The 26,395-nt window shown below is 75.1% G+C and carries 22 protein-coding genes; 14 read left to right on the top strand and 8 right to left on the bottom strand.

The window, feature by feature from the left end:
• Positions 1-252: 252 nt before the first annotated feature.
• Positions 253-1,155, bottom strand: a complete 903-nt coding sequence (locus AB0O36_RS28365; RefSeq protein ID WP_365115102.1) for an IclR family transcriptional regulator — start codon at positions 1,153-1,155, stop codon at positions 253-255.
• Between the two features lie 73 nt (positions 1,156-1,228).
• Between AB0O36_RS28365 and AB0O36_RS28360 the strand changes: the two genes are divergently transcribed.
• A complete protein-coding gene (locus tag AB0O36_RS28360; protein ID WP_365115100.1) occupies positions 1,229-1,900 on the top strand; it encodes a bifunctional 4-hydroxy-2-oxoglutarate aldolase/2-dehydro-3-deoxy-phosphogluconate aldolase in 672 nt (223 codons plus the stop codon).
• The gene (locus AB0O36_RS28355; protein ID WP_365115099.1) at positions 1,897-3,054 is read left to right on the top strand and encodes a PfkB family carbohydrate kinase; all 1,158 of its coding nucleotides are present in this window, start codon (positions 1,897-1,899) and stop codon (positions 3,052-3,054) included. The genes AB0O36_RS28360 and AB0O36_RS28355 overlap by 4 nt, the downstream gene beginning before the upstream one ends.
• Positions 3,055-3,066: 12 nt before the next feature.
• Here the strand turns inward: AB0O36_RS28355 and AB0O36_RS28350 are convergent, their stop codons facing one another.
• Positions 3,067-4,413: a serpin family protein gene (locus AB0O36_RS28350; protein ID WP_365115098.1), complete on the bottom strand. Its 1,347-nt coding sequence runs from the start codon at positions 4,411-4,413 to the stop codon at positions 3,067-3,069.
• Positions 4,414-4,422: 9 nt separating this feature from the next.
• A complete protein-coding gene (locus AB0O36_RS28345; protein WP_365115097.1) occupies positions 4,423-4,677 on the bottom strand; it encodes a hypothetical protein in 255 nt (84 codons plus the stop codon).
• 162 nt (positions 4,678-4,839) lie between these two features.
• Between AB0O36_RS28345 and AB0O36_RS28340 the strand changes: the two genes are divergently transcribed.
• The 6 genes from AB0O36_RS28340 to AB0O36_RS28315 all read left to right on the top strand — a co-directional run bounded on the left by AB0O36_RS28340 (position 4,840) and on the right by AB0O36_RS28315 (position 9,957).
• Complete coding sequence (locus tag AB0O36_RS28340) at positions 4,840-5,421, top strand: TetR family transcriptional regulator (RefSeq protein ID WP_365115095.1); 582 nt, start codon at positions 4,840-4,842, stop codon at positions 5,419-5,421.
• Positions 5,422-5,639: 218 nt separating this feature from the next.
• Positions 5,640-6,407 (top strand): MBL fold metallo-hydrolase, encoded by a 768-nt coding sequence (locus AB0O36_RS28335; RefSeq protein ID WP_365115093.1) that lies wholly within the window; start codon positions 5,640-5,642, stop codon positions 6,405-6,407.
• A 155-nt stretch (positions 6,408-6,562) separates the two neighbouring features.
• The gene (locus tag AB0O36_RS28330) at positions 6,563-7,384 is read left to right on the top strand and encodes a sugar phosphate isomerase/epimerase family protein (RefSeq protein ID WP_365115091.1); all 822 of its coding nucleotides are present in this window, start codon (positions 6,563-6,565) and stop codon (positions 7,382-7,384) included.
• Between the two features lie 196 nt (positions 7,385-7,580).
• The gene (locus AB0O36_RS28325) at positions 7,581-8,537 is read left to right on the top strand and encodes an aldo/keto reductase (protein WP_365115089.1); all 957 of its coding nucleotides are present in this window, start codon (positions 7,581-7,583) and stop codon (positions 8,535-8,537) included.
• Complete coding sequence (locus AB0O36_RS28320) at positions 8,534-9,562, top strand: D-2-hydroxyacid dehydrogenase family protein (protein WP_365115088.1); 1,029 nt, start codon at positions 8,534-8,536, stop codon at positions 9,560-9,562. Before AB0O36_RS28325 ends, AB0O36_RS28320 begins: the two co-directional genes overlap by 4 nt.
• On the top strand, positions 9,559-9,957 hold the full coding sequence (locus tag AB0O36_RS28315; RefSeq protein ID WP_365115133.1) for an ankyrin repeat domain-containing protein: 399 nt from the start codon (positions 9,559-9,561) through the stop codon (positions 9,955-9,957). The genes AB0O36_RS28320 and AB0O36_RS28315 overlap by 4 nt, the downstream gene beginning before the upstream one ends.
• 479 nt (positions 9,958-10,436) lie before the next feature.
• Here the strand turns inward: AB0O36_RS28315 and AB0O36_RS28310 are convergent, their stop codons facing one another.
• Together AB0O36_RS28310 and AB0O36_RS28305 are read right to left on the bottom strand one after the other, a co-directional pair.
• Positions 10,437-11,294, bottom strand: coding sequence for an ABC transporter permease (locus AB0O36_RS28310; RefSeq protein ID WP_365115086.1), 858 nt, complete (start codon positions 11,292-11,294; stop codon positions 10,437-10,439).
• Entirely contained in the window at positions 11,291-14,068 is a 2,778-nt protein-coding gene (locus tag AB0O36_RS28305) for an alpha/beta fold hydrolase (RefSeq protein ID WP_365115084.1), read from the bottom strand. Before AB0O36_RS28305 ends, AB0O36_RS28310 begins: the two co-directional genes overlap by 4 nt.
• A 152-nt stretch (positions 14,069-14,220) precedes the next feature.
• Between AB0O36_RS28305 and AB0O36_RS28300 the strand changes: the two genes are divergently transcribed.
• The 3 genes from AB0O36_RS28300 (at position 14,221) to AB0O36_RS28290 (ending at position 16,616) form a co-directional block, all read left to right on the top strand.
• The gene (locus tag AB0O36_RS28300) at positions 14,221-15,753 is read left to right on the top strand and encodes an ATP-dependent DNA ligase (protein ID WP_365115082.1); all 1,533 of its coding nucleotides are present in this window, start codon (positions 14,221-14,223) and stop codon (positions 15,751-15,753) included.
• A 79-nt stretch (positions 15,754-15,832) separates the two neighbouring features.
• Positions 15,833-16,444: an XRE family transcriptional regulator gene (locus tag AB0O36_RS28295; RefSeq protein WP_365115080.1), complete on the top strand. Its 612-nt coding sequence runs from the start codon at positions 15,833-15,835 to the stop codon at positions 16,442-16,444.
• Positions 16,445-16,487: 43 nt separating this feature from the next.
• Positions 16,488-16,616, top strand: a complete 129-nt coding sequence (locus AB0O36_RS28290) for a DUF6126 family protein (RefSeq protein ID WP_365115079.1) — start codon at positions 16,488-16,490, stop codon at positions 16,614-16,616.
• Between the two features lie 72 nt (positions 16,617-16,688).
• Here AB0O36_RS28290 and AB0O36_RS28285 read toward each other — a convergent pair whose 3' ends face one another.
• Complete coding sequence (locus AB0O36_RS28285) at positions 16,689-17,132, bottom strand: hypothetical protein (protein WP_365115077.1); 444 nt, start codon at positions 17,130-17,132, stop codon at positions 16,689-16,691.
• A 55-nt stretch (positions 17,133-17,187) separates the two neighbouring features.
• On the bottom strand, positions 17,188-18,744 hold the full coding sequence (locus tag AB0O36_RS28280; protein WP_365115075.1) for an MFS transporter: 1,557 nt from the start codon (positions 18,742-18,744) through the stop codon (positions 17,188-17,190).
• Between the two features lie 209 nt (positions 18,745-18,953).
• Between AB0O36_RS28280 and AB0O36_RS28275 the strand changes: the two genes are divergently transcribed.
• Together AB0O36_RS28275 and AB0O36_RS28270 are read left to right on the top strand one after the other, a co-directional pair.
• Positions 18,954-22,505 (top strand): S8 family serine peptidase, encoded by a 3,552-nt coding sequence (locus AB0O36_RS28275; RefSeq protein ID WP_365115073.1) that lies wholly within the window; start codon positions 18,954-18,956, stop codon positions 22,503-22,505.
• A 109-nt stretch (positions 22,506-22,614) separates the two neighbouring features.
• Positions 22,615-23,373 (top strand): hypothetical protein, encoded by a 759-nt coding sequence (locus tag AB0O36_RS28270; RefSeq protein ID WP_365115071.1) that lies wholly within the window; start codon positions 22,615-22,617, stop codon positions 23,371-23,373.
• Positions 23,374-23,414: 41 nt separating this feature from the next.
• On the opposite strand, the gene AB0O36_RS28265 is transcribed toward AB0O36_RS28270, so the two are convergent.
• Positions 23,415-24,806 carry a DEAD/DEAH box helicase gene (locus AB0O36_RS28265; RefSeq protein ID WP_365115070.1) on the bottom strand — a complete coding sequence of 464 codons (1,392 nt, stop codon included), beginning with the start codon at positions 24,804-24,806 and terminating at the stop codon, positions 23,415-23,417.
• 53 nt (positions 24,807-24,859) lie between these two features.
• Here AB0O36_RS28265 and AB0O36_RS28260 point away from each other — a divergent pair, with 53 nt between their 5' ends.
• Positions 24,860-26,395 (top strand): APC family permease, encoded by a 1,536-nt coding sequence (locus AB0O36_RS28260; RefSeq protein WP_365115069.1) that lies wholly within the window; start codon positions 24,860-24,862, stop codon positions 26,393-26,395.

The raw sequence follows: 26,395 nt of genomic DNA, 5'->3' as shown, positions 1-26,395 counted from the left end.
TTGCCGCCGGCCGATGGTGCCCAATGCCCGGGAGACCGCCCAGAGGGAACTGGATAACACTTATCCGATAGTCGGATCGGAACGATAGGGCGAGCGGACGCCTGCGGGGCGCCGAACGGCACCCCCGGGACCGGACATCCCGGACTCGGTGGCCGGAAACAGGCGCCCGTCGGGGCCCCGGCGACCCGGCCGCGAAGGGCGGAGCGGGCCGGGAAGGACCATGGCAGGGGCTGGCATTCGGGTGAACTCGCCTCAGAGCAGCGGAGCCAGGGCCTCCGCTGCCGCCCGTACGGCGGGGGCGTACGACTCCAGCTCCTCTCGGCCGGTCAGGAAGGTGACGGTGGTCACGCTGACCCCGCCGACCGGCCGCCCGTCCGGACCGGGGACCGCCGCGCCGACGCACCGGATGGTCGGCTCGTTCTCCTCGTCGTCCACGGCGAAGCCGCGGGCCCTGACCCGAGCGAGCTCCGCCTCCAGGGCGGCGGCGGTGGTCAGCGTGTTCGGCGTGCGCCCGGCCGGCCCGGCGGCGCCGGTCAGCGCGCGCACCTCCGCCGTCGGGAGCCCCGCCAGCACGGCCTTCCCGATGGCCGTGCAATGCAGCGGCATCCGCATGCCGACCCGTGAGGCGGTCCGGAAGGGCCGGTCGCTCTCCAGCTTCCGGATGTAGGTGACCGTCCGTCCGCTGTGCAGGGCGAGATGGACCGTCTGTCCGGTCGCCGCCCGCAGTCCGTCCAGGATCCGCCCGATGCTCTCCGGCTCGCCCCCGGCCACCAGCGCGGACAGGCCGCGCAGCCGAGGCCCCGCGCCGTACCGGCTCTCCGTCTCCGCCCGTACGTAGCCCTGTTCGGCGAGGGAGGCCAGGATGCGGTGGGTGCTCGACTTCGGCACCCCGGCCGCCGCGGCGAGGTCGGTGAGCCGGTGCGGGCCGCCCGGGGCGGCAACCGCCTCCAGGATCCGCATCGACTTCTCCAGGGCCGTGCCGGCGGCGGAGGTCCGGCCGGCGCGCGTACCGGGCGTCGGCGTACCGGGCGAGGGTGTACCGGCGGACGGCGCCCCGCGGGGCGCGGTTCCGGGTGACGCCGTACCGGGCGGTGGCGTGCCGTCCGTCGCGCCGATTCCGTCCGTTCCGTGCATGGACACGGTGTCCCCCCGCATGGGTAGAGTCGGCCTCGAAGTTCCGGTACACGATACCGAGTTCCGTTACGTGGAACGAATGGGGAGGGGTTCCGTGCATGCTTCCGAGACGGATCCGGTGGGCGGGGTGGGTGCCGGTCCGCGGTCCGCGTCCCATCCGTACGCCGTCATCGCCGCGCAGCGGCTGCTGCCCGTGCTCCGGTCCCCCGATGCCGACCGGGCCGTCCGCCGGACCGCCGCCCTGCTGGCCGCAGGCTGCCGGGCGGTGGAGCTGACCACCTCCACGCCCGGCTGGGCCGGGGCCCTCGCCCGGGCGGCGGCGCTCACCGGGGCCGACGGCCGACCCGCCCTCGTCGGCCTCGGCACGGTGACCACCGCCGCGCAGGCCGAGACCGCGCTGGACGCCGGAGCCGCCTTCCTGGTCTCGCCCTACCCGGCGCCCGGGGTCCGGGAGGTCGCCGCCCGGCGTGACGCCGTGTTCCTTGAGGGGGGCTTCACCCCGGCCGAGATCGCCACGGCCGTCCGTGCGGACGGCGCCGCCAAGGTGTTCCCCGCGCACGTTCTCGGACCGGGTTTCCTGAGCTCCCTGGCGGCCGTCCTTCCGGGAGCCCTGCTGGTGCCGACGGGCGGCATCCGGCCCGCCGGGGTACCCGACTGGCTCGAAGCGGGCGCCGCCGCCGTCGGCATAGGCGGCGGGCTTCCGGACGACCCCGCCGAACTGGCCGCACTGTTCGCGGCCCTCGCCGACCGCGGGGAACTCCCGTGAACGGGCGGGCCGCGCACCCCGGCCGCGACGACCGCGACGGCTGCGGCGACCGCGACGGGTGCGACGACCGCGACGGGTGCGACGACCACGACGGGTGCGACGACCACGACGGGTACGGCGGCTACGGTGCCTACGACGTGCTGGTCCTCGGCGAAGTCCTGGTCGAGGTCCATGCCGGGCGCCCGCTGAGGAAGGCCGCGCCCGGCACCGCCGCCCGGATCTCCTACTCGGGCGACGCCCTCAACGCGGCCGCGGCGGCGGCCGCAGCCGGAGCACGCACCGCCCTCCTCGCCGTCGTCGGCGAGGAGGAGCTGACCGTTCCCCTGCTGGAGCACGCCACGGCGCTCGGCATCGACGTACGGCACGTCCGCCGCTCGCCGCGCCCCAACGGCGCCTACCTGCTCGCCGCAGAGACCGACACCGCCACCCGCGCCGGTACCCACGGCGATACCGACGCCGATGTCGCGGGGAAGGGGGACGGCGACCGCGAGTTCGTCTACTGGCGCACCGGCAGCGCCGGCTCCACCCTCTCCGCCGGGCACGTCGAGTCCTGGCTCCCGCTGCTGGTCTCCGGCGCGTCCCTGATCACCAGCGGGATCACCGGAGCCCTCTCCGGGAGCAGCCGCGAGGCGGTGATCGCCGCCGCCGAGGCCGTGCACGCGGCCGGCGGGCACGTCACGTACGACCCCAACTTCCGCGCCCGCCTGACCTCCGGGGCCGAGGCCCGTGCGCTGCTCGCCCGGCTCGCCCCGCTGACCGGGCTGCTGAAGACCTCCTGCCCGGCCGATGCCGGCGCGCTGGTCGGCACCGCCGACCCGCGGGAGGCCGCCGGGCGTTACCGGGAGCTGGGCGCGCGGACGGTGGCCGTCACGGCGGGCGCGGAGCGGCTGCTGCTGCAGGAGGGCGGGGGCCCGGCGCGGTTCCTCCCGGTCCCGGTGAACCCGCACCCGGTCGATGCCACCGGCGCCGGGGACTGCTTCACCGGCACCGTCACGGCCCGGCTGGCGCTGGGCGACCCGCTCGGGGCGGCCGTCGCGTACGGGGCGGCGGCCGCGTCCCTGTCGGTGTCCGGGCGCGGCGGCACCGGACGGGTGCCGTCCTTCGCGGAGACGACGGCCCTGGCGGCACGTCAGTCCGCTGCGTGGTCACCGTAGTCCGCTGCTCGGTCACCGTTCTCCGCTTCGTGGTCCCCGTCCCGGCCGCCGCGAGCCCGGTCCGACGCGGAAGACGCCCCTCAGGGTGGTGTCGTCCCGGTCCTCCTCCGCCCAGGCCGCCGCTTCCTCCGCTTCCTTCTCCTCCTGGGACTTCTCCCGCTCCGGGGTGGCGGGGAGCGGTTCGCCCACCCACCCCGCGGCCAGTACGAGCCGCGAGGACCGCTGGACCGCGAGGAAGCCGAAGGGCCGGTCGAAACGCAGGTCGACGGCCCGGATGCGGTACCGGGGGCGTGGCGCGATGCCCGCGCCCGCGAGGCCGAAGGCGGTGACGGCCGCGGCCTCGAACCCCCTCGCGTGGAAGCGCGCCATCGCCGCCTGGCTGCCCGACCCGATGAGGAGGGGGTCGCCGCTGATCCCGGGGAAGTGGCCGGAAGGGACGCGTGAGGCGGCCGTTTCCAGGCCGAACAGCCCGGCATGGTCCATGAGGTCGTGCTCGGCCTCGACCGAGAAGGCCACCGTGTCGATGTGGAGCCGGGGTTCCGGCCGGTAGGCCGCCTCCCGTCGGACGTCCAGGCCCGGTCCGGCCGTGCCCCAGGGCAGGGAGAAGCCGTCGGTCGACGGGACGGAGCGGGTCACGGCGGCGATGCCTCCGGCCAGCACCCGTCCCGCGACGGCCTCCGGTTCGCCGAGCACGAGGTGAACGTCCACTCCGCCGCCACCGACCACTTCCAGGACGGTGACCGGCCCGGCGGGCGTCTCGGCGACCCGGACCCGGTGCAGAAGCGAGGTGCTGCGCAGCAGCCGTACGACGCTCGTACAGGACCACGGGCCGTCGTCGATGACCGATGGCCAGTCCCGGAAGGGCCGGAGCCACCGGACTCGCATGGCCAGGGCCGACGCGAGCACCAGCCTGGTGTCCTCGGTCAGCTGTACGGGCATGCGCTCGATGAGGCCGCCCGTCCGCTCGGACGCCCAGCGGTCCAGTGCCCTGCCGTCCACGGCCGGGTCGCCGGTCAGGGTGCCCCGCGCACCCTCGGGCAGCCGGGCCGACCAGCCCGGATCCAGTGGCAGGCCGCCGTCGGACCACAGCCCGACGGCGGCCTGGAGGCCGGGTACGCGCCCCAGCGCGGTGAGCAGTTCCCGTGACGCGGCGGAAGCCCGGTCCGCGGGTATGCCGAGCGCCGCGGACAGTTCGGTGCGGGCCGGGCCGGCCGCGCCGTCCGCCAGCAGGGCCAGCAGCGGCCAGAGACCGGCCGCGGTCAGCACCGTGCCCGTACGGCCTCCGGGCGCCACCGCGGCCTCCGCCCACCGGCCGGTCAGCCGGTTGACCGCGCGTACGGTCGAGTTCCTCATGGTCATGCCCGGAGGCTATGTGAGGGGCGCCGCCTCGCCGGAACGGTTTTCCGCGGCCCGGCGGCCGAGGGCGGCGTTGGCCTTCATCAGTGCCGGGATCAGCCCGTAGGCCACGACCGGGACCACCACCACGGTCAGGACCAGCGTGCGGACCGCGAGCGGCAGGCTCTCCATGTGCGGGCCGAGCAGGAGGAGCGCGAGGGTGATGGTCGGGTAGACGGCCAGCCAGGTGATGAAGGCGCGGCGGTGGACGGACGGCGCTGTGTTCATGGTTCCCCCCGGAATCCCCGGTGTGCGGATGCGGTGTGCGGATGACGGCCGGAGCGGATCTCCAACCGAACGGTTGGAGTCTTGCACGCCCATGATCCAAAGTCCAACCATTTGGTTGGCGAAGTGGGCGCGGGGCCCCGGCCGGGAGTTAGGGTGCAGCCCATGGCCTGGGACACAGCACGCACCAAACAGCTCCTGCTCGACGCCGCGGTGGCGGAGTTCGCCGAGCACGGGCCGGAGGGCGCCCGGGTCGCGCGCGTCGCCGAGCGGGCGGGCGTGAACAAGGAGCGGATCTACCAGTACTTCGGGAACAAGCAGAAGCTCTTCACCGCCGTGCTGGAGGCGGAGCTGGAGAAGGTCGCCGCGGCCGTACCGCTCACCGACACCCAGGCCGCCGACCTCGGCGACTACGCCGGCCGCATCTACGACTACCACCGCGCCCACCCGCACTTCCTGCGGCTCAAGGCGTGGGAGGGCCTGATGTGCCAGGACCGGCTGGCCGCCCAGGGCGAACGCTGCGGCCACTACGCGGAGAAGGTCGCCGCCGTCGCCCGTGCCCGCGGCGCCGGCGCATCCGTGGACGGCCTGGGCCCCGGCCAGCTGATGCACGCGGTGCTGTCCCTGGTCTCCGTCTGGTTCACCCTGCCGCAGCTCGCCCGCATGCTCGTCCCGGAAACGGTGGACGCCGGCCCCGGTGCCGAACGGGCCGCCCTGGTCGCCCTCGTCCGGCGCCTGACGGCCTGACGGCCCGGCTGCCCCGACCCCGCCGGGCCGTACGACCGCCTCGCCGTACGACCGTCGGACCGTCCGGCTGTCGGACCGTCAGACCGTACGGCTGTCCCGCCGTCCTGCTGTCCCGCTGTTCGGTCGCGCGACCCCGACCCCGACCCCGACCCCGACCCCGACCCCGCCCCCGCCTCCGACCAAGACCCCGCCCCCGACCATCACACCGGAGTCCGCCGATGCCGCCCACCGTGCCCGTCCACCTCACCGTACTGGGCAGTGCCACCCCGTACCCCACCGTGGACAACCCCTGCTCCGGCTACCTCCTGGAACACGCGGGCACCCGGCTGTGGATCGACGCCGGCACCGGGACCCTCGGCGCCCTCCAGCGGTACGCCCGGCTCGACGAGATCGACGCGGTCTGGATCTCCCACCTGCACGCCGACCACTGCGCCGACCTCCTCACCGCCTACTACGCCCTGCTGTACGCCGACCTCCAACCCGCCGCACCGCTCCCGCTGTTCGGGCCGCCCGGCATCGCCGACCGGCTCGCCGGCTTCCTGACCAACGGCCCGCACCGCAGCCCGGTCGAGTCCGCCTTCGCCGTGCACGAACTCCACGACGGCCACACCGCCCGCATCGGGCAGCTCCGCCTCACCAGCCGGGCCGTGGTCCACGGCCTGCCCGCCTTCGCGCTGCGCGTCGACGCACCGGGCACCTCCCTCGCCTACTCCGGCGACTGCGAACCCTGTCCGGCCCTGACCGAACTCGCCGCCGGCTGCGAGGTCCTGCTCTGCGAGGCCGACGGCATCCCCGACGGCCACCACACCCCCGAACAGGCCGGTGACACCGCCCGCGGCGCAGGTGCCGCCCGCCTGATCGTCACGCACGTCGGCCGCGGCACGCGCCCCGAGGACGCCGTGGCCCGCGCCGCGGGCCGCTTCCTCGGACCGGTCCACCACGCCACCCCGGACCACACCTTCACCCTGGGGGCCGGAACCGGCTGACGGCGGGCCGGCTCCCGGTATTCCGCCGGGCCGGTCTCCGCAGGTCGCTGCCGCACTCCACGCCGCCTTCGGAGAGACTGGTCACGGTCACCGAGCCCGTCGGACGTCCTGCGGGGCCCGGCCGCCCACCCCCGCGAGGAAGCGACCACGACGCCATGAAGTACGCCTTCTCCACCCTCGGTCTGCCCGGCAGCAGCATCGCCGAGGCAGCCGCCCTCGCCGCCGAGCACGGCTTCGACGGGGTGGAACTCCGCGCCCACGCCGAGGAACCGCTCCACCCCGGCACCCCGAACGCCGACCGGGCCGCCGCCGTCCGGACCTTTGCCGCCGCCGGGGTCGCCGTGCTGGCCGTCGCCGGCTACGCCAAGGTGGCCGCGGCCGGGGACGACGACCACGTCGTCGCCGAACTGCTCTCCCTGATCGTCCTCGCCGCCGACCTCGGGGCGCCCTTCGTCCGCGTCTTCCCCGGGGGCGGACGCCTCCCCGAACCCGAGGCCGACACGCACGCGGTGCGCCGGCTCACCGCCGCGGCCCCCTTCGCCGAGCGCCACGGCGTCCGCATCCTGCTGGAGACCCACGACTCGCACCGCACCGGAGCCGCCGCCGGCAGGGTCCTGGACCGGGTCGGCCATCCGGCCGTCGGCGCACTCTGGGACGTCCTGCACACCTGGCTCGCCGGGGAGCAGCCGGACGCCTCACGGCGGGCCCTCGCCGCACATCTGGGGTACGTACAGGTCAAGGACGTGGCATCGGCGACCGAACTGACCCCGATCGGCCTGGGCGACGGAGTGGTGCCGCTCGCCGAGGCCGTGGCCGGCACACCGGCCGACGGGTGGCTCTGCTGGGAGTACGAGAAGCGCTGGCACCCCGACGCCGCCGAACTGCCCGGCCGCCTCGCCCGCGGCCGCGCACACCTGGCCCGCCTCGCGGCCGCCCCGGGCGGCCGGGCCGCGGGGAGGCCGCCGGCCGCGAGGTGAAGGCGGCGAGGTGACCCACCGAGGTGACCCGCCGCGAGATCAAAGCCGCGAGGTGACCCGCCGCGAGACGAAGGCCGCGAGGTGGCCGCCGCGAGGTGGCCGACGCGAGGTGACGGACGGCCGGGGCCGTCCTGACACACCGCGAACCCAGCGGCTAGCGTGTCGATCACCCACACACGAGGAGCGGTACGTACCCATGCGCTATCTCCCGCTTGGCAGTTCGGGCCTGCTGGTCTCCGCGGTCGGCCTCGGCTGCAACAACTTCGGTGCCCGACTGGACGCCGCCTCCACCCGCACCGTCGTCGACGCCGCGCTCGACGCGGGAATCACCCTGCTCGACACCGCCGACATCTACGGCAGCCCGCGCGGCTCCTCCGAGGAACACCTCGGCCAAGCCCTCAAGGGCCGCCGCGACGAGGTCGTCCTCGCCACCAAGTTCGGCTACGACGACGCCGACATGGGCTACGGCCCGGCCGCCGGATCCAAGGGCGGCCGAGCCTACGTCCGGCGCGCCGTCGAGGAGTCCCTGCGCCGCCTGGACACCGACCGCATCGACCTGCTCCAGCTGCACAGCCCCGACCCGGCCACCCCCATCGCCGAAACCCTGGCCGCGCTCACCGAACTCGTCGCCGAGGGCAAGGTCCGCTACCTCGGCCACTCCAACCTCAACGGCTGGCAGCTCGCGGAGGCCGCGCACGTCGCCCGCGAGACCGGCAGCGTCCCCTTCGTGTCCGCCCAGAACGAATGGTCGCTGCTGGAGCGCTCCGTCGAGCGTGAACTCGTCCCGGCCGCCCTGCACTACGGCGTCGGCGTCCTGCCCTACTTCCCGCTCGCCAACGGCCTGCTCACCGGCAAGATCCGGCGTGGTGCCCCGGTCCCGGCCGGCTCCCGGCTGGAGGGGCGCGACTCCTACCTCACCGAACAGCGGCTGGACGTCGTCGAAGCGCTCGCCTCGATCGCCGAGAAGTCCGGCCGCACGGTGCTGGAGCTCGCCATCGGCTGGCTGTCCGCCCGGCCCGGCTGCGCCTCCGTCATCGCCGGTGCCACCTCCGCCGAGCAGGTACGCGCCAACGCGGCCGTCGCCGACCGGCCGCTGGAGCCCGAACTGCTCGCCGCGATCGAGGAGATCCCGGGCATCGGCGTCCCCGCGTGAGCGCCGGCCGGGAGGGCGGACCGCTGCGCTGCGCCGTCCTCGACGACTTCCAGGGGGCGGCCGGAACGATCGCCGACTGGTCGGCGATCGCGGACCGGGTGGAGGTGGTCGCCTTCGACGACCACCTCTCCGACGAGGACGAACTGGCCGCACGCCTGGCCGGCTTCGACATCGTGGTCACCCTCCGCGAACGGGTCCCCTTCCCGGCCGCCCTGCTCGACCGCCTGCCGCGGCTGCGGCTGCTCGTCGCCAGTGGCATGCGGAACTCGGTCATCGACTACGAGGCGGCCCACCGCAACGGGGTGACCGTGTGCGGCACCGCCAGCGCCCCCACCCCGCCCGTGGAACTCACCTGGGCCCTGCTGCTCGGCCTCGCCCGCGGGCTGGTCGCGGAGGCGGGTGCCCTGCGGTCCGGCGGGCCGTGGCAGAGCACCGTCGGAGCCGACCTGCACGGCCGGCGGCTCGGCCTGCTCGGACTGGGGAAGACCGGCAGCCGGGTCGCCCGCATCGGCCTCGCCTTCGGCATGGAGGTCCTGGCCTGGAGCCCGAACCTCACCCGGGAACGCACCGAGGAGGTGGGCGTCGGGCTGGCCGCCTCCAAGGAGGAACTGCTGGCGGGCAGCGACTTCGTCTCCGTCCACCTCGCCCTGGGCGAACGCAGCCGCGGGATCGTCGGAGCCGCCGAACTCGCCCTGATGAAGCCGGACGCCTACCTGGTCAACACCTCGCGGTCGGCCATCGTCGACCAGGACGCCCTGCTCGACGCGCTGCGCGCCGGCCGGATCGCGGGCGCGGGCCTCGACGTCTTCGACGTGGAACCCCTCCCGCCGGACCACCCCGTCCGTACGGCACCGCGCCTGCTCGCCACGCCCCACCTCGGCTACGTCACGCGCGCGAACTACGCGACGTACTACGGCCAGGCGGTGGAGGCGATCGAGGCGTTCCTGGCCGGCACCCCGGTCCGCCGCATCGGCCCGTACGCGGGGGAGGGGAAGGCACGAACCGCAGACGGCAGAAGAAGCTGACCCGGGCGCTGCTCGGCGCCGTCTGGAGGGACGACACGAGCCGTGTCCGGGCCCTTCTCCGGGCCGGGGCCGACCCCGTGGCGCCCGACGCCGGGGGCATCACCCCGCTGTACGCGGCCTCCGTCCACGGCGCCGCCGCCTCCGTCCGGCTGCTGCTGGCGGCCGGCGCCCCGCCGGACGCGGAGAGCGGGGGCATCGGCTCGGAGGGGACGCCGCTGTGCGCGGCGGCGTGCTGGGGCCACACGGACGCTGTCCGGGAACTCCTCGCCCACGGTGCGGACCCCACCCTCCGAGAGGACGCCGGCACGGGCCTGACCCCGCTCGACTGGGCCCTCCGCGGCCCGCACCCGGAGACGGCGGCCCTCCTCCGCGCGGCCGCCACCGCGCGGGCCTGAGGGCCCAACCCCGCCGCGCGGCTGCCGGCCGTCGCCTCGGCCGTGCTGGGCTTGACGGCCGTGACGCCGCCGCCGTGTGGGCTTGGCGGCCGTGACCCCGCGCCGTGTGGGCTTGGCGGCCGTGACCCCGCGCCGTGTGGGCAGGCGTGCCGCAGGGCGGCACGGGTGGGCACACGGCACACCGGCCCGCGCCGGCCGCGCAGCGTGTGCCTTGACCCCGACCCCGCAAATCGGGGTCGGACCCGCTCAGGGGCGGAGCTCCGCTCCCGTGCCGTGCCGGGTCCGGCGGAGCCGGTGCGCTGCCCGAGGGGGCGGCTTCGGCGGAGCCGAGCCAGGGCTTCGGTGGGGCGGGAGCAAGCCCGTCGGGCGGCGTTCCGGTGTGCCCACCCGTTCCGCCCTGCGGAACGCCTGCCCACACCTCGGCGGAGGCCGGCCCACACCTCGGCGGAGCGCCTGCCCGCACCTCGGCGGAGGTGACGCTAGGACACGATGTCCTTGCGGGCGAAGCCGCGGAAGGCGAGGGCGAGCAGCACGATCGCGTAGGAGACCGACACGGCCGCCCCCTTCGCCATCCCGCCCCACTCCAGCTGCGGCTGCAAGGCGTCCAGCCACGAGAACTGCCAGTGCGCCGGCAGGAACTCCCGCCAGTCGCCCAGCGCGGTCACCGCGTCCAGGACGTTCCCCACGATCAACAGGCCGACCGCCCCGCCGACCGCGCCCAGCGGCGCGTCCGTACGCGTCGACAGCCAGAACGCCAGCCCGGCGGTCACCAGCTGGGACACGAAGACGAACGCCACCGCCACCGCCAGCCGGGACAGCGCGTCCCCGGCCGGGAGTTCGCCGCCCGCCGGCAGTTCCAGCGGGCCCCAGCCGTACGCCACCGTGCCCGCCGCCAGCGCCACCGCCGGCAGCAGCACGATCGCCGCCAGCGAGAACCCCAGCGCCACCGCCAGCTTGCTCCACAGCAGCCTCGCCCTCGGTACCGGCGACGCCAGCAGGTAGCGCAGCGAGGACCAGCTCGCCTCCGAGGCCACCGTGTCCCCGCAGAACAGGGCCACGGGCACGACGAGCAGGAACCCCGCGGAGACGAACAGGCAGGTCACCGTGAAGTTCGCCGCCGAGGCGGTGGCCGTGTCGATCAGGCTGATCCGGTCGCCGCCCCCGTCGCGCCCCGGCTCGCCGCCCACCGCGAAGGCGATGATCATGACGAAGGGGAGGGCGGCGAGCACCCCGCCCATCACCAGCGTCCGGCGCCGCCGCCACTGGCGCAGCGCCTCCACCCGCAACGGCAGCGTGTGCCGCGCCCGGTATCCCGGCGCCGCCTCCACCGTGCTCATGCCGCACCTCCGATCAGGGTCAGGAACGCGTCCTCCAGCCGCCGGTGCGGACCCACCCCGGTCACCGGCACCTCCAGCCGCACCAGCTCGGCGATCAGCTCGCCCGCGCCCGCGCCGTCCAGCCGTACCAGCAGACCGAGACCGTCCTCGGAGCCGACCACCGAACCCACTCCCTCCAGCGCCGCCACCTTCTCCACGGTCGTCCGCGGCACCCGTTCCGCCAGGGTCACCAGCAGGGTGTCGCCGCCGCCGGTGATCTCGGCCACCGGGCCCGCCTGCACCAGCCGGCCCCGGTCCATGACGACCAGGTGCGTACAGGACTGTTCGACCTCCGACAGGAGGTGGCTGGAGACGATCACGGTCCGGCCGTCGGCGGCGTAGCGGATCATCACGTCCCGCATCTCCCTGATCTGCGGCGGGTCCAGGCCGTTCGTCGGCTCGTCGAGGATCAGCAGGTCCGGCAGGCCCAGCATGGCCTGGGCGATCGCCAGCCGCTGCCGCATGCCCTGCGAGTACGTCCGCACCGCCCGCTCCAGCGCGTCGCCCAGCCCGGCGATCTCCAGGGCCTCCGCCATGTGCGAGTCCCCGGCCGGACGGCCGGTCGCCCGCCAGTACAGCTCCAGGTTCGCCCGGCCCGACAGGTGCGGCAGGAAGCCGGCGCCCTCCACGAACGCACCGACCCGCGAGAGCACCGGAGACCCCGGCCGCACCGGGTGCCCGAACACCCGGATCTCCCCGGCGTCCGGCGTGATCAGCCCCATCAGCATGCGCAGGGTGGTGGTCTTGCCGGCCCCGTTGGGCCCGAGCAGCCCCAGCACCTGGCCCTTCTCCACCCGGAAGGACAGGTCGCGCACCGCGTACCGGTCCTTCGCCTTCGCGTACCGCTTGGTCAGTCCGGTGATCTCCAGCGGTACGCCGGCCAGGGCCGGTTCCGGCCGCGCCGCCGCCGGGGCTCCGCCGGGCGTCCGCCGGCGGCGCACCGTCAGCAGGACGGCGGCCAGCACGGCCGCGCCGGCCGGCAGCCCCCAGGTCCAGGCGGGCAGCGCCGCGGCGGCCGTGCGCACGCCGTCCGCGACGGGTACCGACAGCGGCCCCCGCAGGGCCACCGTGTACGCCGCCGGGGCCGCCGGGGTGGCGTAGCCGAGGTCGGTGGAGGCCAGCACCAGCCGCAGCCGGTGCCCGGCCTCCAGCCCGTGGTCGACGGCCGGCAGGACCACGTCGACGTCCGTGCCGGCACCGGCGTTCTCCACCCGGACCGGGGCCACCAGCTGACCGGGCAGCACCTGCTGCCGCCCGTCCGGGCCGACGTCGTACACCTTCCCGAACAGCACGGCCGAGCCGTCCGCCGCCGTCGACCTCACGTGGAGCCTGACGGTAGGGGTCCCGGTGATCCGCAGCGCGCCGTCCAGCGGCGCCGAGTCGAAGCGGGCGTACTGGCCGGGGAAGTCCACGGAGAAGCCGGTCCCGAGGGCGGCGAGCTGCCCGCCGATTCCGGGCAGGGCGGACAGTGCGGGCGGGGCGCCGCCGGCCGGGTTCGCGAAGCCCTGCTCCGGTCCGGCCAGGGCGATCGCGCGGGGCGCGGACCGCAGCCCGGGGTAGCTGCCGGCCGTGGCCTGGCGGACCTGCACGTTCCCGTTGGTGGTGTCGATGCCGCCGGTCCGGGTGACCTGGAAGGCCGGGCCGGTCGCGGCGGAGGTGTCGCCCTTGAGGTGGCGGTCGAACCAGGCGGCCGTCCGCGCCTCCACCCGGGAGCCGTCCCGCATGCCGCCGTCGTGGCCGCCGGCCGCCCAGTCGACCGCGACCGGGGCGCCGTTCGCGGTGATCGCCCGCGCCATCGCGTCGGACTGGTCCAGCGGGAACAGCGAGTCGGTCTGCCCCTGCACGATCAGGGTGGGCACCCTGATCCGGCCGCCGACCGCCGAGGGGCTGCGGGCCTCCAGCAGGGCGCGGGCCTCCGGGTCGGGCCGGCCGGCCACGGCCACCCGCTCGTACATCGCGCACAGGACGGGCTGGAACCGGCCGCAGCCGCCCGCCGGACCGCCCGGCGTGACGCCGGGACCGGCAGCAGGTCCGGCCGCGGGCCCGGCGGTGGCCGGCGCGCCCGCGGATCCGAGCCCGCCGGCCGAGCCGAGCCCGCCGGCCGAGCCGAGCCCGCCGGCCGAGCCGGTGGTGAAGAACACCCCGGCCCACAGCTTCTTGAACACCCCGTTCGGGAAGAGCGCGTCCGCGAGGTTCCAGTAGGTGATCTGCGGGGCGATCGCGTCCACCCGGGGATCGTGCCCGGCGGCGAGCAGCGCGACCGCCCCGCCGTAGGAGGCACCGGCGATGCCGACGCGCGGATCGCCCTTCGCGTCCAGGGACACCTCGGGGCGGGCCGCCAGCCAGTCGATCAGCCGGGAGACGTCCTTCACCTCGAACTCGGGGTCGTTCAGGCCGATCTGCCCGCCCGAGCGCCCGAACCCGCGGGCGGACCAGGTCAGTACGGCGTACCCGTCGCGCGCCAGCCGCTCCGCCTGCGCGCGCACGTCGTCCTTGGAGCCGCCGAAACCGTGCGCGAGCAGCACCGCGGGCCGCCGTCCCGCCGGGCCGGCCGTGAACCAGGAGGTGTCGATCCGGGCGCCGGGCATGTCCAGGACCCGGTCCTGCCGGTGCACGGCGGGCGGGTCGTCCGCCGCGGCCGTCGCGGTCCAGGTGCCGGCCCCCGCGAGGACGGCGAACGCGGCGGCACCGGCGAGCAGGCGGTGGCGGCGGCGCCGGGGCAGTCGGAGCTTCATACGGGAACCCTACGGCGGCGGACACGCCGGCCGGAGCAACCGCAGACGGAACTCCCGCACCTCCTCCAGGCGTACGCCGGGCCACCCCGCGTACCGCACCCGCGGTACGCGCCCGACCTGCGCGGGCCGTACGGGGGCGGGACGATGGCGGCATGCTGCTGGCCGAGGTCGCCCGCGTGTCCCGGGAGGTCGCCGAGACCCCCGCCCGGTCGCGCAAGGTCGCCCTCCTCGCGGAGCTGTTCGCCGCCGCCCCCGCCGAGGAGGCCGCCGTGGTGGTCTCCTGGCTGGCAGGCCGGCTCCCGCAGGGCCGGCCCGGCATCGGCTGGCGCGCGCTGGCCCGGGACGTGGCCCCGGCGGACCGGCCCGCCCTGACCGTGCCCGAGGTGGACGCTGCCGTCACCGCGCTCGCCGGGGTGGCCGGGCCGGGCGCGCAGGCCGAACGGCAGCGCATCGTGGACGCCCTGCTCGGCGCGGCCACCGCCGGTGAACAGCGGTTCCTGCGCGGCCTGCTCTCCGGCGAGGTCCGGCAGGGCGCCCTGGACGCCGTCGCGCTGGAGGGCGCGGCCCGGGCGGCCGGGGTGCCGGCCGCCGAACTGCGGCGGGCGGTGATGCTGGAGGGCTCGCTGCCCCGGGTGGCCGCGGCCGCCCTGGCCGGCGGGGCGCAGGCGCTGGCCCGGGTCGGGCTCCGGGTGGGCCGCCCGGTGCAGCCGATGCTGGCGGGCAGCGCCGGGTCCGTGGCGGAGGCCCTCGCCGCCCTGGGCCCGTGCAGCGTGGAGGAGAAGCTCGACGGCATCCGCGTACAGGTCCACCGGGACGGCGACACGGTGCGCGTGTACACCCGGTCCCTGGACGAGATCACCGACCGGCTGCCGGAGGTGGCGGAGCTGGCCCGGGATCTCCCGGAGGCGTGCTTCATCCTGGACGGGGAGGTGATCGGGCTCGGCGCGGACGGCCGCCCGGTGCCCTTCCAGGAGGTGGCGAGCCGGGTCGGCTCACGGGTGGACGTGGCGGCGGCGCGGGCCGCCCTGCCCGTCCGGCCGTTCTTCTTCGACGTCCTGGCCACCGAGGACCGGGTGCTGCTGGACCTCCCGGTGCGGGAGCGGTACGCCGCCCTGGTCCGCCTGGTGCCACCCGGGGCGCTGGTCCGCCGCCTGGTCGTCGAGGACCCGGTGGGCAGGATCGCGGAGGCCGAGGCGTTCTGGGCCGAGACGCTGCGCCGGGGCCACGAGGGCGTGATGGTCAAGGCCCTGGACTCCGTGTACGCGGCGGGCCGGCGCGGCAGGCTCTGGCTCAAGGTGAAGCCGGTGCGCACCCTGGACCTGGTGGTGCTGGCCGCCGAGTGGGGCCACGGGCGGCGCACCGGACTGCTGTCCAACCTGCACCTGGGCGCGCGGGCGCCCGACGGGACCTTCGTGATGCTCGGCAAGACCTTCAAGGGCCTGACCGACGCCATGCTGCGCTGGCAGACCGGGCGGCTGCGCGAACTGGCCACCGGGGACGACGGGTTCACCGTGCGGGTCCGGCCCGAACTGGTCGTGGAGATCGCCTACGACGGCCTGCAGCGCTCCCCGCGCTACCCGGCCGGGGTCGCGCTGCGGTTCGCCCGGGTCCTCCGGCACCGCCCGGACAAGCGGGCCGCCGAGGCGGACACGATCGACACGGTGCTCGGCACCGGACAGCCCTGACCCTGATCTCCGGCCTGGCGATTTTGCCTCAGAGGCAAAGCGGATTGCCTCTCGGGTAACTTTCTGGCTCAATCGGGTCATGAGCACCGACCAGGGGCCCGACCTGCTGCCCGACGTCGCCCCGCACCTGCGGGACCTGCGCCGCCGCGCCGGTCTGACCCTGGAGGCCGCGGCCTCCAGGGCCGGTCTCTCCCCGGCCCACCTGTCCCGCCTGGAGACCGGCCGGCGTCAGCCTTCGCTGCCGCTCCTGCTGGCCCTCGCCCGCACCTACGGCACCACCGTGTCGGAGCTGCTGGGGGAGAGCACCGCGGTCGCCGATCCCATCGTACGGGCAGGCGGTCCGGGCGCCCGCGAGGCCGACGGCTGGACGTACTGGCAGGCCGGCGGGTCCGGCCGGGGCATGCAGGCGCTGCGCGTGCACGTCCCGCACGCCCGCGACCAGGGCGAACTGGTCCGCGTCCATCCGGGGGAGGAGTGGCTCCACGTGCTCAAGGGGCGGCTCCGGCTGCACCTGGGGGACGCCGAGTACCTGCTGGAACCGGGGGACAGCGCGCACTTCGACTCGCTCACCCCGCACCGGATCGGGGCCGCCACGGGCGGCGGCGCCGACCTGCTGTTCGTCCACACCCTGCTGCAGAGCAGCCTCGCCGGGCTGTGCCTCGGCGGCACCGGCGGCCAAGCCCGCCCCTGACCCGCCCCCGAACCCGCACCGCACCTGGACCGAAGGAGTTCCCATGTCCGAGCACAGCGAGACGAAGTTCCCGCGCGGCCTGGTGATCCGGCTGATCGCCTACCTGTTCGTCGGCCACCTCTTCGCCTTCTTCGTCTACCTGCTCTTCGTCCTCGGCGGCCAGAACCAGTGAGCCGCCGGAACGGGTGAGCTGCCGGCACCCGTGAGCTGCCGGAACCGGTGGGCCGCCGGAAGAAATGCGCCGTCAGTCGATCGGCTCCACCAGCGCCGCCCGGGACGGCTCCGGCGGCAACGGCCTCCCGAAGTACCGGGTGTCCCGCAGGATCCGCCCCTCCTGGTCGAGCTCCAGGACCGCCGCCGCGTGCCAGATCTCGCCCGCGTAGTCGTTGACCGTCTCCAGCACCCACACCCGGCCCGATCCCGTCAGCCGGCGCACGGTGACCGACGGCGGCACGGGATAGGTCTCCTGCATCCGCCGCATCGCCTCCCGGCCGCGGATCCGCTCGCCCGACTGCGGCATCTCCATCACGTAGTCCGGGTGCCGGAGCTCGTACTCGGCGGCGGCCGAGAGCCCCTCGGGGGCGTTGCCGTACAGCCGGTCCACGGCCTCCCGCATGGCGGCCGCGTCATTGCGGGTCACCGCTCTGCGCAGCAGTTCACGGACCTCCACGGTCTCCCGGTCGGTCATGGCCACCTCCGCGGACAACCCCTCCGGACCGTCCCCTCCCACCGTACGGGCGTGATCAGTGTTCCGCCTGCGGCGGTTCCAGGGTGGGCGCGCCCACCCCGCACTGGGTGTGGCACTGCGGATGGACCGCCCCCGGATCGGGCCGCCGTACGGTCGCCCAGGCCAGCACCGCGCCCAGGACCAGCAGTCCCGCGCACCACGCCATGGCCCGCGCGAACGCGGCGTCGAACTCGGGCGGCGAGCGGTACGCCTCGGGACCCATGCCGGACAGCAGCGGCAGGGCCGCGACCGCCAGCAGTCCGGCGGCCCGCGCGGCCGCGTTGTTGATCCCGCTGGCCAGCCCGGCCCGCCCCGGATCCACCGAGGCCAGCACCGCGGAGGTCAGCGGGGCCACCAGGGCCACCAGGCCCAGGCCCAGCACGGTCATCGCCGGCAGGACGTCGGTGAGGTACGAGGCGTCCGGGCCGGCCCGCACCATCAGCAGCATCCCCGCCGCCGACACCAGCGGCCCCACGGTCAGCGGGATCCGCGGACCGATCCGCTCCGCGAGCTCGCCCGACCGGGCCGACAGCAGCAGCATGATCACGGTGACCGGCAGCAGGGACGCCCCGGCCTCCAGTGCCGAGTAGCCGGAGACCACCTGCAGCTGGAGGACCGACAGGAAGAAGAACCCGCCGAGGGCGGCGTAGACGGCCAGCGTGACCAGGTTGACGGCGGTGAACTGCCGGGAGCGGAAGATCTCCGGCGGCAGCATGGGCTCCGCCCGCCGCCGCTCGACCACGACGAACGCCACGCCCAGCAGTACTCCGGCGACCGCCGCGCCGATCACCGGGCCCGAGGCGTCGTTCGCCTCGATCAGGGCGTACGTCACCAGCCCGAGCGAGGCCGCGCCCAGGACCGCGCCCGCCACGTCGAACCTGCCGGTGGCCTGCGGATCGCGGGTCTCCGGTACGTGGCGCAGGGCGACCGGCACGCACACCGCGGCCAGCGGCACGTTCAGCAGGAACACCCAGCGCCAGCCCGGACCGTCCACCAGCCACCCGCCCAGGAACGGGCCCACGGCCGCGCCCACCCCGCCCAGACCCGACCACAGGCCCACCGCTCGGCCCCGGTCGTCCGGGTGCAGGGAGCCCTGGATGATCGCCAGCGAGCCGGGGGTCAGCAGCGCCCCGCCGATGCCCTGCAGGGCCCGGGCGGCGATCAGGACGCCGGTGTTCGGGGCCAGCCCGCACAGCAGGGATCCGGCCGCGAACCACACCACGCCGAGGACGAAGATCCGGCGACGCCCGTACCGGTCGCCGAGGGCTCCGCCGACCAGGATCAGCCCGGCCAGGGTGAGCAGGTAGGCGTTGACCGTCCACTGCAGGGCGGCCATGTCGGCGCCCAGGTCCTCGCCGATGCGGGGGAGGGCCACGTTGACCACGGTCGAGTCCAGCAGGGCCATCGTGGAGCCGAGCACGGTGGTCAGCAGGATCCACCGGCCGCGCGCGGAGGACAGCCGGACGCCGGGCCCGGGCGCGCCCCGGCCGGGCCCGGCCGTTCCCGTGTCCGCCGGAGGGGGCGGGGGCGGGTCCGGCGGCCGGTCCGGGGTGCCGGGAGCGGAGGGGGCCATGCCTCAAGGCTCCCCGTCCCGCCCCGGGCGGGCCACCCGGTGGCCGGAAACCGGCCGTGCAGCGGGTTCCCGGGCCGGGGCGGTCTTGTCCTGCCCTCGTCCCATGGCTGAGCATGGCGCGCACACGTCACGCACATGTCATGCGCATGCCATACACATCGGCGCACCCGCACCCCGCCACCGGCTCCGTACGCCACAGAGGAGACCACGTGACCCAACGGAACGGCCCGTTACGCACGGCGCTCACCCTCATCGCCTCCCTGCTCCTGATCCCCGCGGGCACGGTCGCGGCCACCGCCGCACCACCGCCCGATCCCGCGGCCGTCGCCGAACGCAAGATCGAGCCCGAACTCCGCCATCGGCTGGACGACTCCGGCAAGGCCGTCTTCTGGGTCTACCTCGACAGCGCCGCCGACCTCACCGCGGCCGGCCGCCAGACCACCAGGGCCGCGAAGGCCGAGACCGTGTACAAGGCGAAGAAGGCCCACGCCGACCGCACCCAGGCCGGGCTGCGCACGGCCCTGGACGGTGCCCGCGCCGAGTACACCCCCTACTGGATCGTCAACGCGGTCCGCGTGGTCGGCGACCGCAAGCTCGCCGGAAGCCTGGCCGAGCGGCCCGAGGTGGCCCGCATCGACGCGGACGACGAGGTGGACCTCCCCAAGCCCGTCGAGGGCCGGCGGGAAGCATCCGCCGATGCCGTGGAGTGGAACATCGACCGGATCAACGCCCCCAAGGTGTGGGAGGAGCTCGGCGTCCGCGGCGAGGGCATCGTCGTCGCCAACATCGACAGCGGCGTCGACTACACGCACCCCGCGGTCGCCGCCCAGTACCGCGGCCGGGCCGCCGACGGCACGGTCAGCCACGCCTACAACTGGTTCGACCCGGCCGGCATCTGCGCCGGCGGCGCCCCCTGCGACAACAACGACCACGGAACCCACACGATGGGCACCATGGTCGGCGACGACGGTGGCGCCAACAAGATCGGCGTGGCCCCCGGGGCCAAGTGGATCGCCGCCAAGGGCTGCGAGACGAACTCCTGCTCCGAGGCCTCCCTGCTCGCCTCCGGCCAGTGGATCGTCGCGCCCACCGACGCGAACGGCCAGAACCCCCGGCCCGACCTCGCCCCGCACATCGTCAACAACTCCTGGGGCGGAGCCGGCGGTGACGGCTGGTACCAGCAGGTCGTCGACACCTGGCGGGCGGCCGGCATCTTCCCGGCCTTCTCCAACGGCAACTCCGGCCCCGGCTGCGCCACCAGCGGCTCACCGGGCGACTACGCCTCCTCCTACAGCTCCGGCGCCTTCGACATCAACAACGCCATCGCCCCGTTCTCCTCGCGCGGCGCACCCCAGGGCGGCGGCATCAAACCGAACATCGCCGCCCCCGGCGTCAACGTGCGCTCCTCCGTGCCCGGCGGCTACGACTCCTTCTCCGGCACCTCCATGGCCTCCCCGCACACCGCCGCCACCGTCGCCCTGATCTGGTCCGCCGCACCCGCCCTCGAAGGCGACGTGGCCCAGACCGAGGCCCTGCTCGACGGCACCGCGGTGGACACCGACAACACCGGCTGCGGCGGCACCGCCGCCGACAACAACGTCTTCGGCGAAGGCCGCCTGGACGCCCTCGCGGCCGTCCGCGCCGCCCCGCGCGGCGCCCTCGGCTCCCTCGCCGGAACCGTCCGGTCCGGCGGCGAGCCGGTGGCCGGCGCCAAGGTCACCGCCGACGGCCCCATCGACCGTACGACCACCACCGCGGCCGACGGCAGCTACCGCTTCCCGTCGCTCTCCGTCGGTGACTACGCCCTGACCGCCGGCAAGTTCGGCTACGGCCAGGAGTCCGCCACCAGCGCCGTCAGCGAGGGCGCCACCGCCACCGCCGACTTCACGCTCACCCAGGCCCCCTCCGGCAAGCTCACCGGCACCGTCGGCTCCGCCGCCGGCCCCGCCGCCGGGGCCACCGTCACCATCGCCGACACCCCGGTCACCGCCACCGCCGACGACCAGGGCCGCTTCGAGGTGACCCTCCCGCACGGCACCTACGACGTACGGGCCGCCCACGGCTCCCGCTGCCTGACCGGCGGCAGCAGCCGGGTCACCGTCGCCGGGGACACGACCGTCGCGGTCACCCTCCCGGAGCGCACGGACGGCTACGGCTACGCCTGCGCGGCCGCCGGCGACCGCCCCTACCAGGCCGGGGACCGCAGGCTCGCCCTCACCGGCGACAACAACACCGAACGCGTCGACCTGCCCTTCCCGCTGCCGCTGTACGGCAAGACGTACGGCCAGGCGTGGATCGGCACCAACGGCACCGTCAGCTTCGGCGGAGCCCACGGCGGCGACTTCAACGGCGACATCCCCAGCACGGCCACGCCCAACGCGGCCCTGTACCCCTTCTGGGACGACCTCGTCGTCGGCACCGCCGACAGCGGCTCCGGCGTCTTCACCTCCGTCACCGGCACCGCCCCGCACCGCTCGTACGTCGTCGAGTGGCGCAACGTCGCCCACTACTCCGCACAGGCCGACCCGTTCTCCTTCTCCGCCGTGATCGGCGAGGACGGCCGGGTCACCTACCACTACCGCGGCACCACCGGCAGCGGCACCAAGGGCGGCTCCACGGCCACCGTCGGCGTGGAGAACCAGACCGGCACCGACGCCTTCAAGTACTCCTACAACGCCCCGGCCCTCACCGACGGCCTGTCCGTCTCCTTCCGCACCACCCGCAGCGGAGTGGTGTCCGGCCGGATCCTGGACGCCAACGACGGCGGCGGCATCGCCGGCGCCACCATCACCCTCGGCAGCGGCACCTCCGCCGTCTCGGCCACCACCGCGGCGGACGGCGGCTACGTCGTCCAGGCGCCCTCCGGCACCGTCCCGGTGACCGTCACCGCCCCCTCCTACGAATCCGCCGAAGCGGCCGTGGAGATCAAGGCGGCCGACGTCACCACCCTCGGCCGGTCGCTGCGCACCGCCAGGGTGACCGCCTCCCGGACGTCCGTCGAGGTGGTGGTGACCCCGGACCAGAAGCGGACCCGCACCCTGGACCTCACCAACCCCGGCCTGGGCACCGCCTTCACGGTGGCCGAGGACGCGGCCTGGCTGACCGCCGGACCGGCCTCCGGGAACCTGCCGACGAACGGCAGGGCCACCGTCACCCTCGCCGTGGACACCGCGGGCGCGGCCCCCGGCACCGTCCTGACCACCGACCTGAGGATCACCTCGGCGAGCGGGCGCAGCCCGGTGCTCACCGTCCCGGTCAAGGTCGTCGTACCCCGCTACCAGGCCGCCCTCGACCCCGGTGCCGACTACGCCGGCACGGACGCCCTCGGCGACACCTGGAGCCCGGACCGCAAGTACACCCCCGGCTCGTACGGCTACCAGGGCAGCTCCACCGTGAAGTCCACCGGGCGCACCATCGCCGGCACGGACGACCAGCGGCTGTTCCGCACCGCCCGCGAGGGCATGTACGAGTACCGCTTCGACAACGTGCCCAACGGCACCTACACGGTGGAACTCGGCTTCGCCGAACTGTCCTCCTCCAGGCCGGACAAGCGGGTCTTCGACGTCCTCGCCGAGGGCACCCAGGTGCTCCCGTCGCTGGACATCTCCCTGGAGGCCGGCACGTACACGGCCCTGAACCGCACCTACACGGTCACCGTGACGGACGGGACGCTCAACCTCCGCTTCGTCACCCACACCGGCTTCGGCAAGCCGCTGCTGAACACGCTGCGGGTCACCGAACGCCCCGACCGGGCGGCCTGACGGCCCGCGGGGTCCGCGCCGGCGGCCGCTCGGGCAACCGGGTGGTCACCGGCCCCGCCTCAGGGCGGGGCGCGGCCGGACCCCGCACCGCCGTGCTCAGCTGGTACGGATGACCAGTGACGCGGCGAGCCCGCCGACCCAGCCGCCCCCGCTCCCGCCCGGCGCGGCCTGGGCCACCGGCGACGCCGACGGGATCCGCGCGAGCGGCACCCCCGACGGCGGAACCCCGGCCCCGGCCGCCGCCGGGCTCGGCGGGGCCCTCGCGCTCTGGCCCGTGCTGGGCACCCTCGTCGAGGAGGGCGCCCTGCGGCTGCACACCCCGCTGGACGCCTACGGACTTCCCGGCCGGGCCACCGCCCACCAGCTGCTCACCTCCGGGCGCGGCCCGGCCGGCCCGGCGGGCGGCCCCCCGGGCAGCGGCCCGGACCACGTGCCCGACCGCGACGGGACGCTGACCAGGCTCGCCGAGGAGGTCACCGGCACCCCGCTGGCGGAACTGGCCGCCACCCGCGTCTGGCAGCCCCTGGGGATGGCGGGCACCACGCACGGACCCGAGCCGCGGACCACGGTCGAGGACGCCGCCGCCTTCCTCCGGCACCTGCTGGCACCCGGTCAGGGCCCGCTCACCGCCGCCTGGATCGCGGACTCGCTCCGCATCCGCACCGGCGAGCTCTTCCCGGCCCGGGGCCTGATGTGGCGCCCCGTCCCGGGCAGCCACCCCCGCCAGGACCTGTGGGTCCACCACGCCGTGCTCGGCCCGTCCGCGCTCTGGGTCTCCCCGCGGCACGGCCGCTGGGGGGTCCTGCTGGCCCCGCCGACGGCGCCGTCGGCGCTCCGGGACCACGTACGGGACCTGGTGCCGGCCTGAGCCGGCCCGATCCGGAGGGCGCGGTGATCCGGAGGCGCGGTCTAGGAGCCGCGGCGGACCCGGGCGGCGCGGCGGGCCTCCGCCACCTTGCGGGCCTCGGACGTCCGGCGGTTCTCCTTCGGCGCCGGGCGGGTGCCCCGGCCGCGGAAGCCCAGCTCGGTCTGCCCCTTGCCGCCGGCACCCGTGCCGCCGGCGGAGGCCGGGGCCGGGCGGGCCCCGGTCAGCCGGGCGAGCTCGGGGTCACCCGGCTTGACCTGCGCGGTACGCGCCCGGATCCCGGCCTCGGACAGCAGCTTGGACAGGTCGCGGCGCTGCTTCGGTGCGGCCAGGGTGACCACCGTCCCGGACCCGCCGGCACGGGCGGTGCGCCCGGCCCGGTGCACATAGTCCTTCGCGTCGGCGGGCGGGTCCAGGTTGACCACCAGATCGAGGTCCTCGATGTGGATGCCGCGGGCGGCCACGTCGGTCGCGACCAGCGCGGTGACCTCGCCGTTCCGGAACTGCTCCAGGGTGTGCGTGCGCTGCGGCTGGGACTTGCCGCCGTGCAGCGCGGCGGCCCGGATCCCGCTGTCCTTCAGGTGCCGGGTGAACCGGTCCACCGACACCTTGGTGTCGAGGAACAGCAGCACCCGCCCGTCACGCGCGGCGATCTCCGTCGCCGTCGCGAACCGGTCGGCGGGCTGCACGTGCAGCACCAGGTGGTCCATCGTGGTCACCGTGCCGGCCGACGGGTCCACCGAGTGCACGGCCGGGTCGTCCAGGAACCGCTGCACCAGCCCGTCGACGTCACCGTCCAGGGTCGCCGAGAACAGCAGCCGCTGGCCGTCGGGCCGGACCCGCTCCAGCGCGTCGGTCACCTGCGGCAGGAAGCCCAGGCCGCACATCCGGTCGGCCTCGTCCAGCACCGTCACGGCCACCCGGTCCAGCCGTACGTACTTCCGCTCCAGCAGGTCCGTCAGCCGGCCCGGCGTCGCCACCAGCACCTCCGCGCCCGCCTTCAGCGCCGCCGCCTGCTGGTTGATCGCCAGCCCGCCGACCGCGGTGGCGACCCGCAGTCCCACCGCACGGGCGAGCGGCACCAGCGCGTCGGTGACCTGCTGCGCCAGTTCCCGGGTCGGCACCAGCACCAGGGCCAGCGGCTGCTTGGGCTCGGCCCGCAGTCCCGCCGTACGGGCCAGCAGCGCGAGGCCGAAGGCGAGGGTCTTGCCGGACCCGGTACGGGCCCGGGCCAGGAGGTCACGCCCCGCGAGGGAGTCCGGCAGGGTGGCGGCCTGGACGGGGAACGGCACGGTCACGCCCAGCGCCGCCAGGGCCCGCAGCAGCGGTTCCGGCAGGTCCAGCCCGTCGAAGGAGGACACCGCCGGAAGGGTCGGAACCACCTGTTCCGGCAGGTCGGAGGCGTTCGGACGGGAGGCGTCGGGGGACTGGGTCACGCGGACAGCCTACCCGTCGTGCGCCCCCCACCCGCCCGGTCCACCATGCAGGTATGGCCGGTGACGTGGCGGAGGGGAAACCTGCGGTCCCCGAGCTCAAGCACGATGCGATCGGGTTCCTCGACGCGCTCGTGATCGGGCTGAACTCGACCTCGCCCGCCTACTCCCTCGCGGCGGCCATCGGCCCCATCGTGGCCCTCGCCGGGATCTACGCCCCGGGCATCATGCTGGCCTCGTTCGTGCCGATGCTGCTCATCGCGACCGCGTTCTACTACCTGAACAGGGTGGACCAGGACTGCGGCACCACCTTCTCCTGGGTCACCCGGGCCATGGGCCCCTGGGCGGGCTGGCTCGGCGGCTGGGCCATCTTCATGACCGGCGTCCTGGTCATCGGCTCGCTCGCGGACGTCGCCGTACGCTTCGGGTTCCTCACCGTGGGCCTGGACAGCTGGGCCAACAGCGAACCCGTCCGGCAGACCTTCACCGTGCTGGTGGTCCTGGTGATGACGGCCATCTGCGTGCTCGGCACCGAGATGTCCGCACACCTCCAGAACGTCCTGATCCTCGCCCAGGTGTTCTTCCTGCTGCTGTTCGCCGGGGTGGCCATCTACCGCGTCTACGCCGGCACCAGCTCGCTGGACGGGATCGAACCCCAGCTGGCCTGGCTCAACCCGTTCGGCGCGGGCGGCGCCGCGCTCACCGGCGGCCTGCTGCTCGGCGTGTTCATCTACTGGGGCTGGGAGTCCGCGGTGAACCTCACCGAGGAGGTCAAGGACTCCGCGTCCGCCCCCGGCAAGGCCGGACTCTGGTCCACCGTCATCCTGCTCGTCACCTACCTGTCGGTGGGCATCGCCGTGGTCGGCTACGCCGGCACCCGGTTCCTCGCCGAGAACGCGGGCGAGGAGGAGTCGGTGTTCGCCACCCTCGCCCACGAGGTGATGGGCGGCTGGGACTGGGTGGTGCTGCTCGCGGTGTCGACCTCCGCCCTCGCCTCCACCCAGACCACCATCATCCCGGCCTCCCGGACCGCCCTGTCGATGGGCCGCCGGCACGCCTTCCCGGAACGGCTCGCCCACATCCACCCCCGGTTCCTCACCCCGGAGATCAGCACCTGGCTGGTCGCGGCCATCGCCATCGCCTGGTACCTGGTGGTCAACGCGATCAGCGAGAACGCACTGTTCGACTCCATCACCGCGCTCTCCCTGCTCATCGCGTTCTACTACGCGCTCACCGGCGTGGCCTGCGCCGTCTACTACCGCCGCCACCTGCTGGAGAGCGTGCACAACTTCCTCTTCATCGGGCTGGGCCCGGTGGTCGGGGCGGTCCTGCTGACCTGGCTGCTCGCCGAATCCATCGTGGACATGTCCGACCCGGCGAACTCCTACAGCGGCGAGTCCTGGTTCGGTCTCGGCCCGCCCCTGGTCATCGGCATCGGCATCGCCCTGCTCGGGGTGATCGTGATGATCTACTGGCGGATCCGGCACGGCCTCTTCTGGCAGGAGCGGCGCAGCGTGGCCGACCCCACCCTGGTGCACGGCAAACCGCGGAAGTCCAGGCGGCCCGCGAACGGGCAGGGAGGCGGGGCCTGA

The organism is Streptomyces sp. NPDC089799, from assembly GCF_040684755.1.
In the GTDB taxonomy this organism is placed as follows: domain Bacteria; phylum Actinomycetota; class Actinomycetes; order Streptomycetales; family Streptomycetaceae; genus Streptomyces.
The sequence above is the reverse complement of the archived record's forward strand: the minus strand, read 5'-3'. Positions and strand labels throughout refer to the sequence as shown.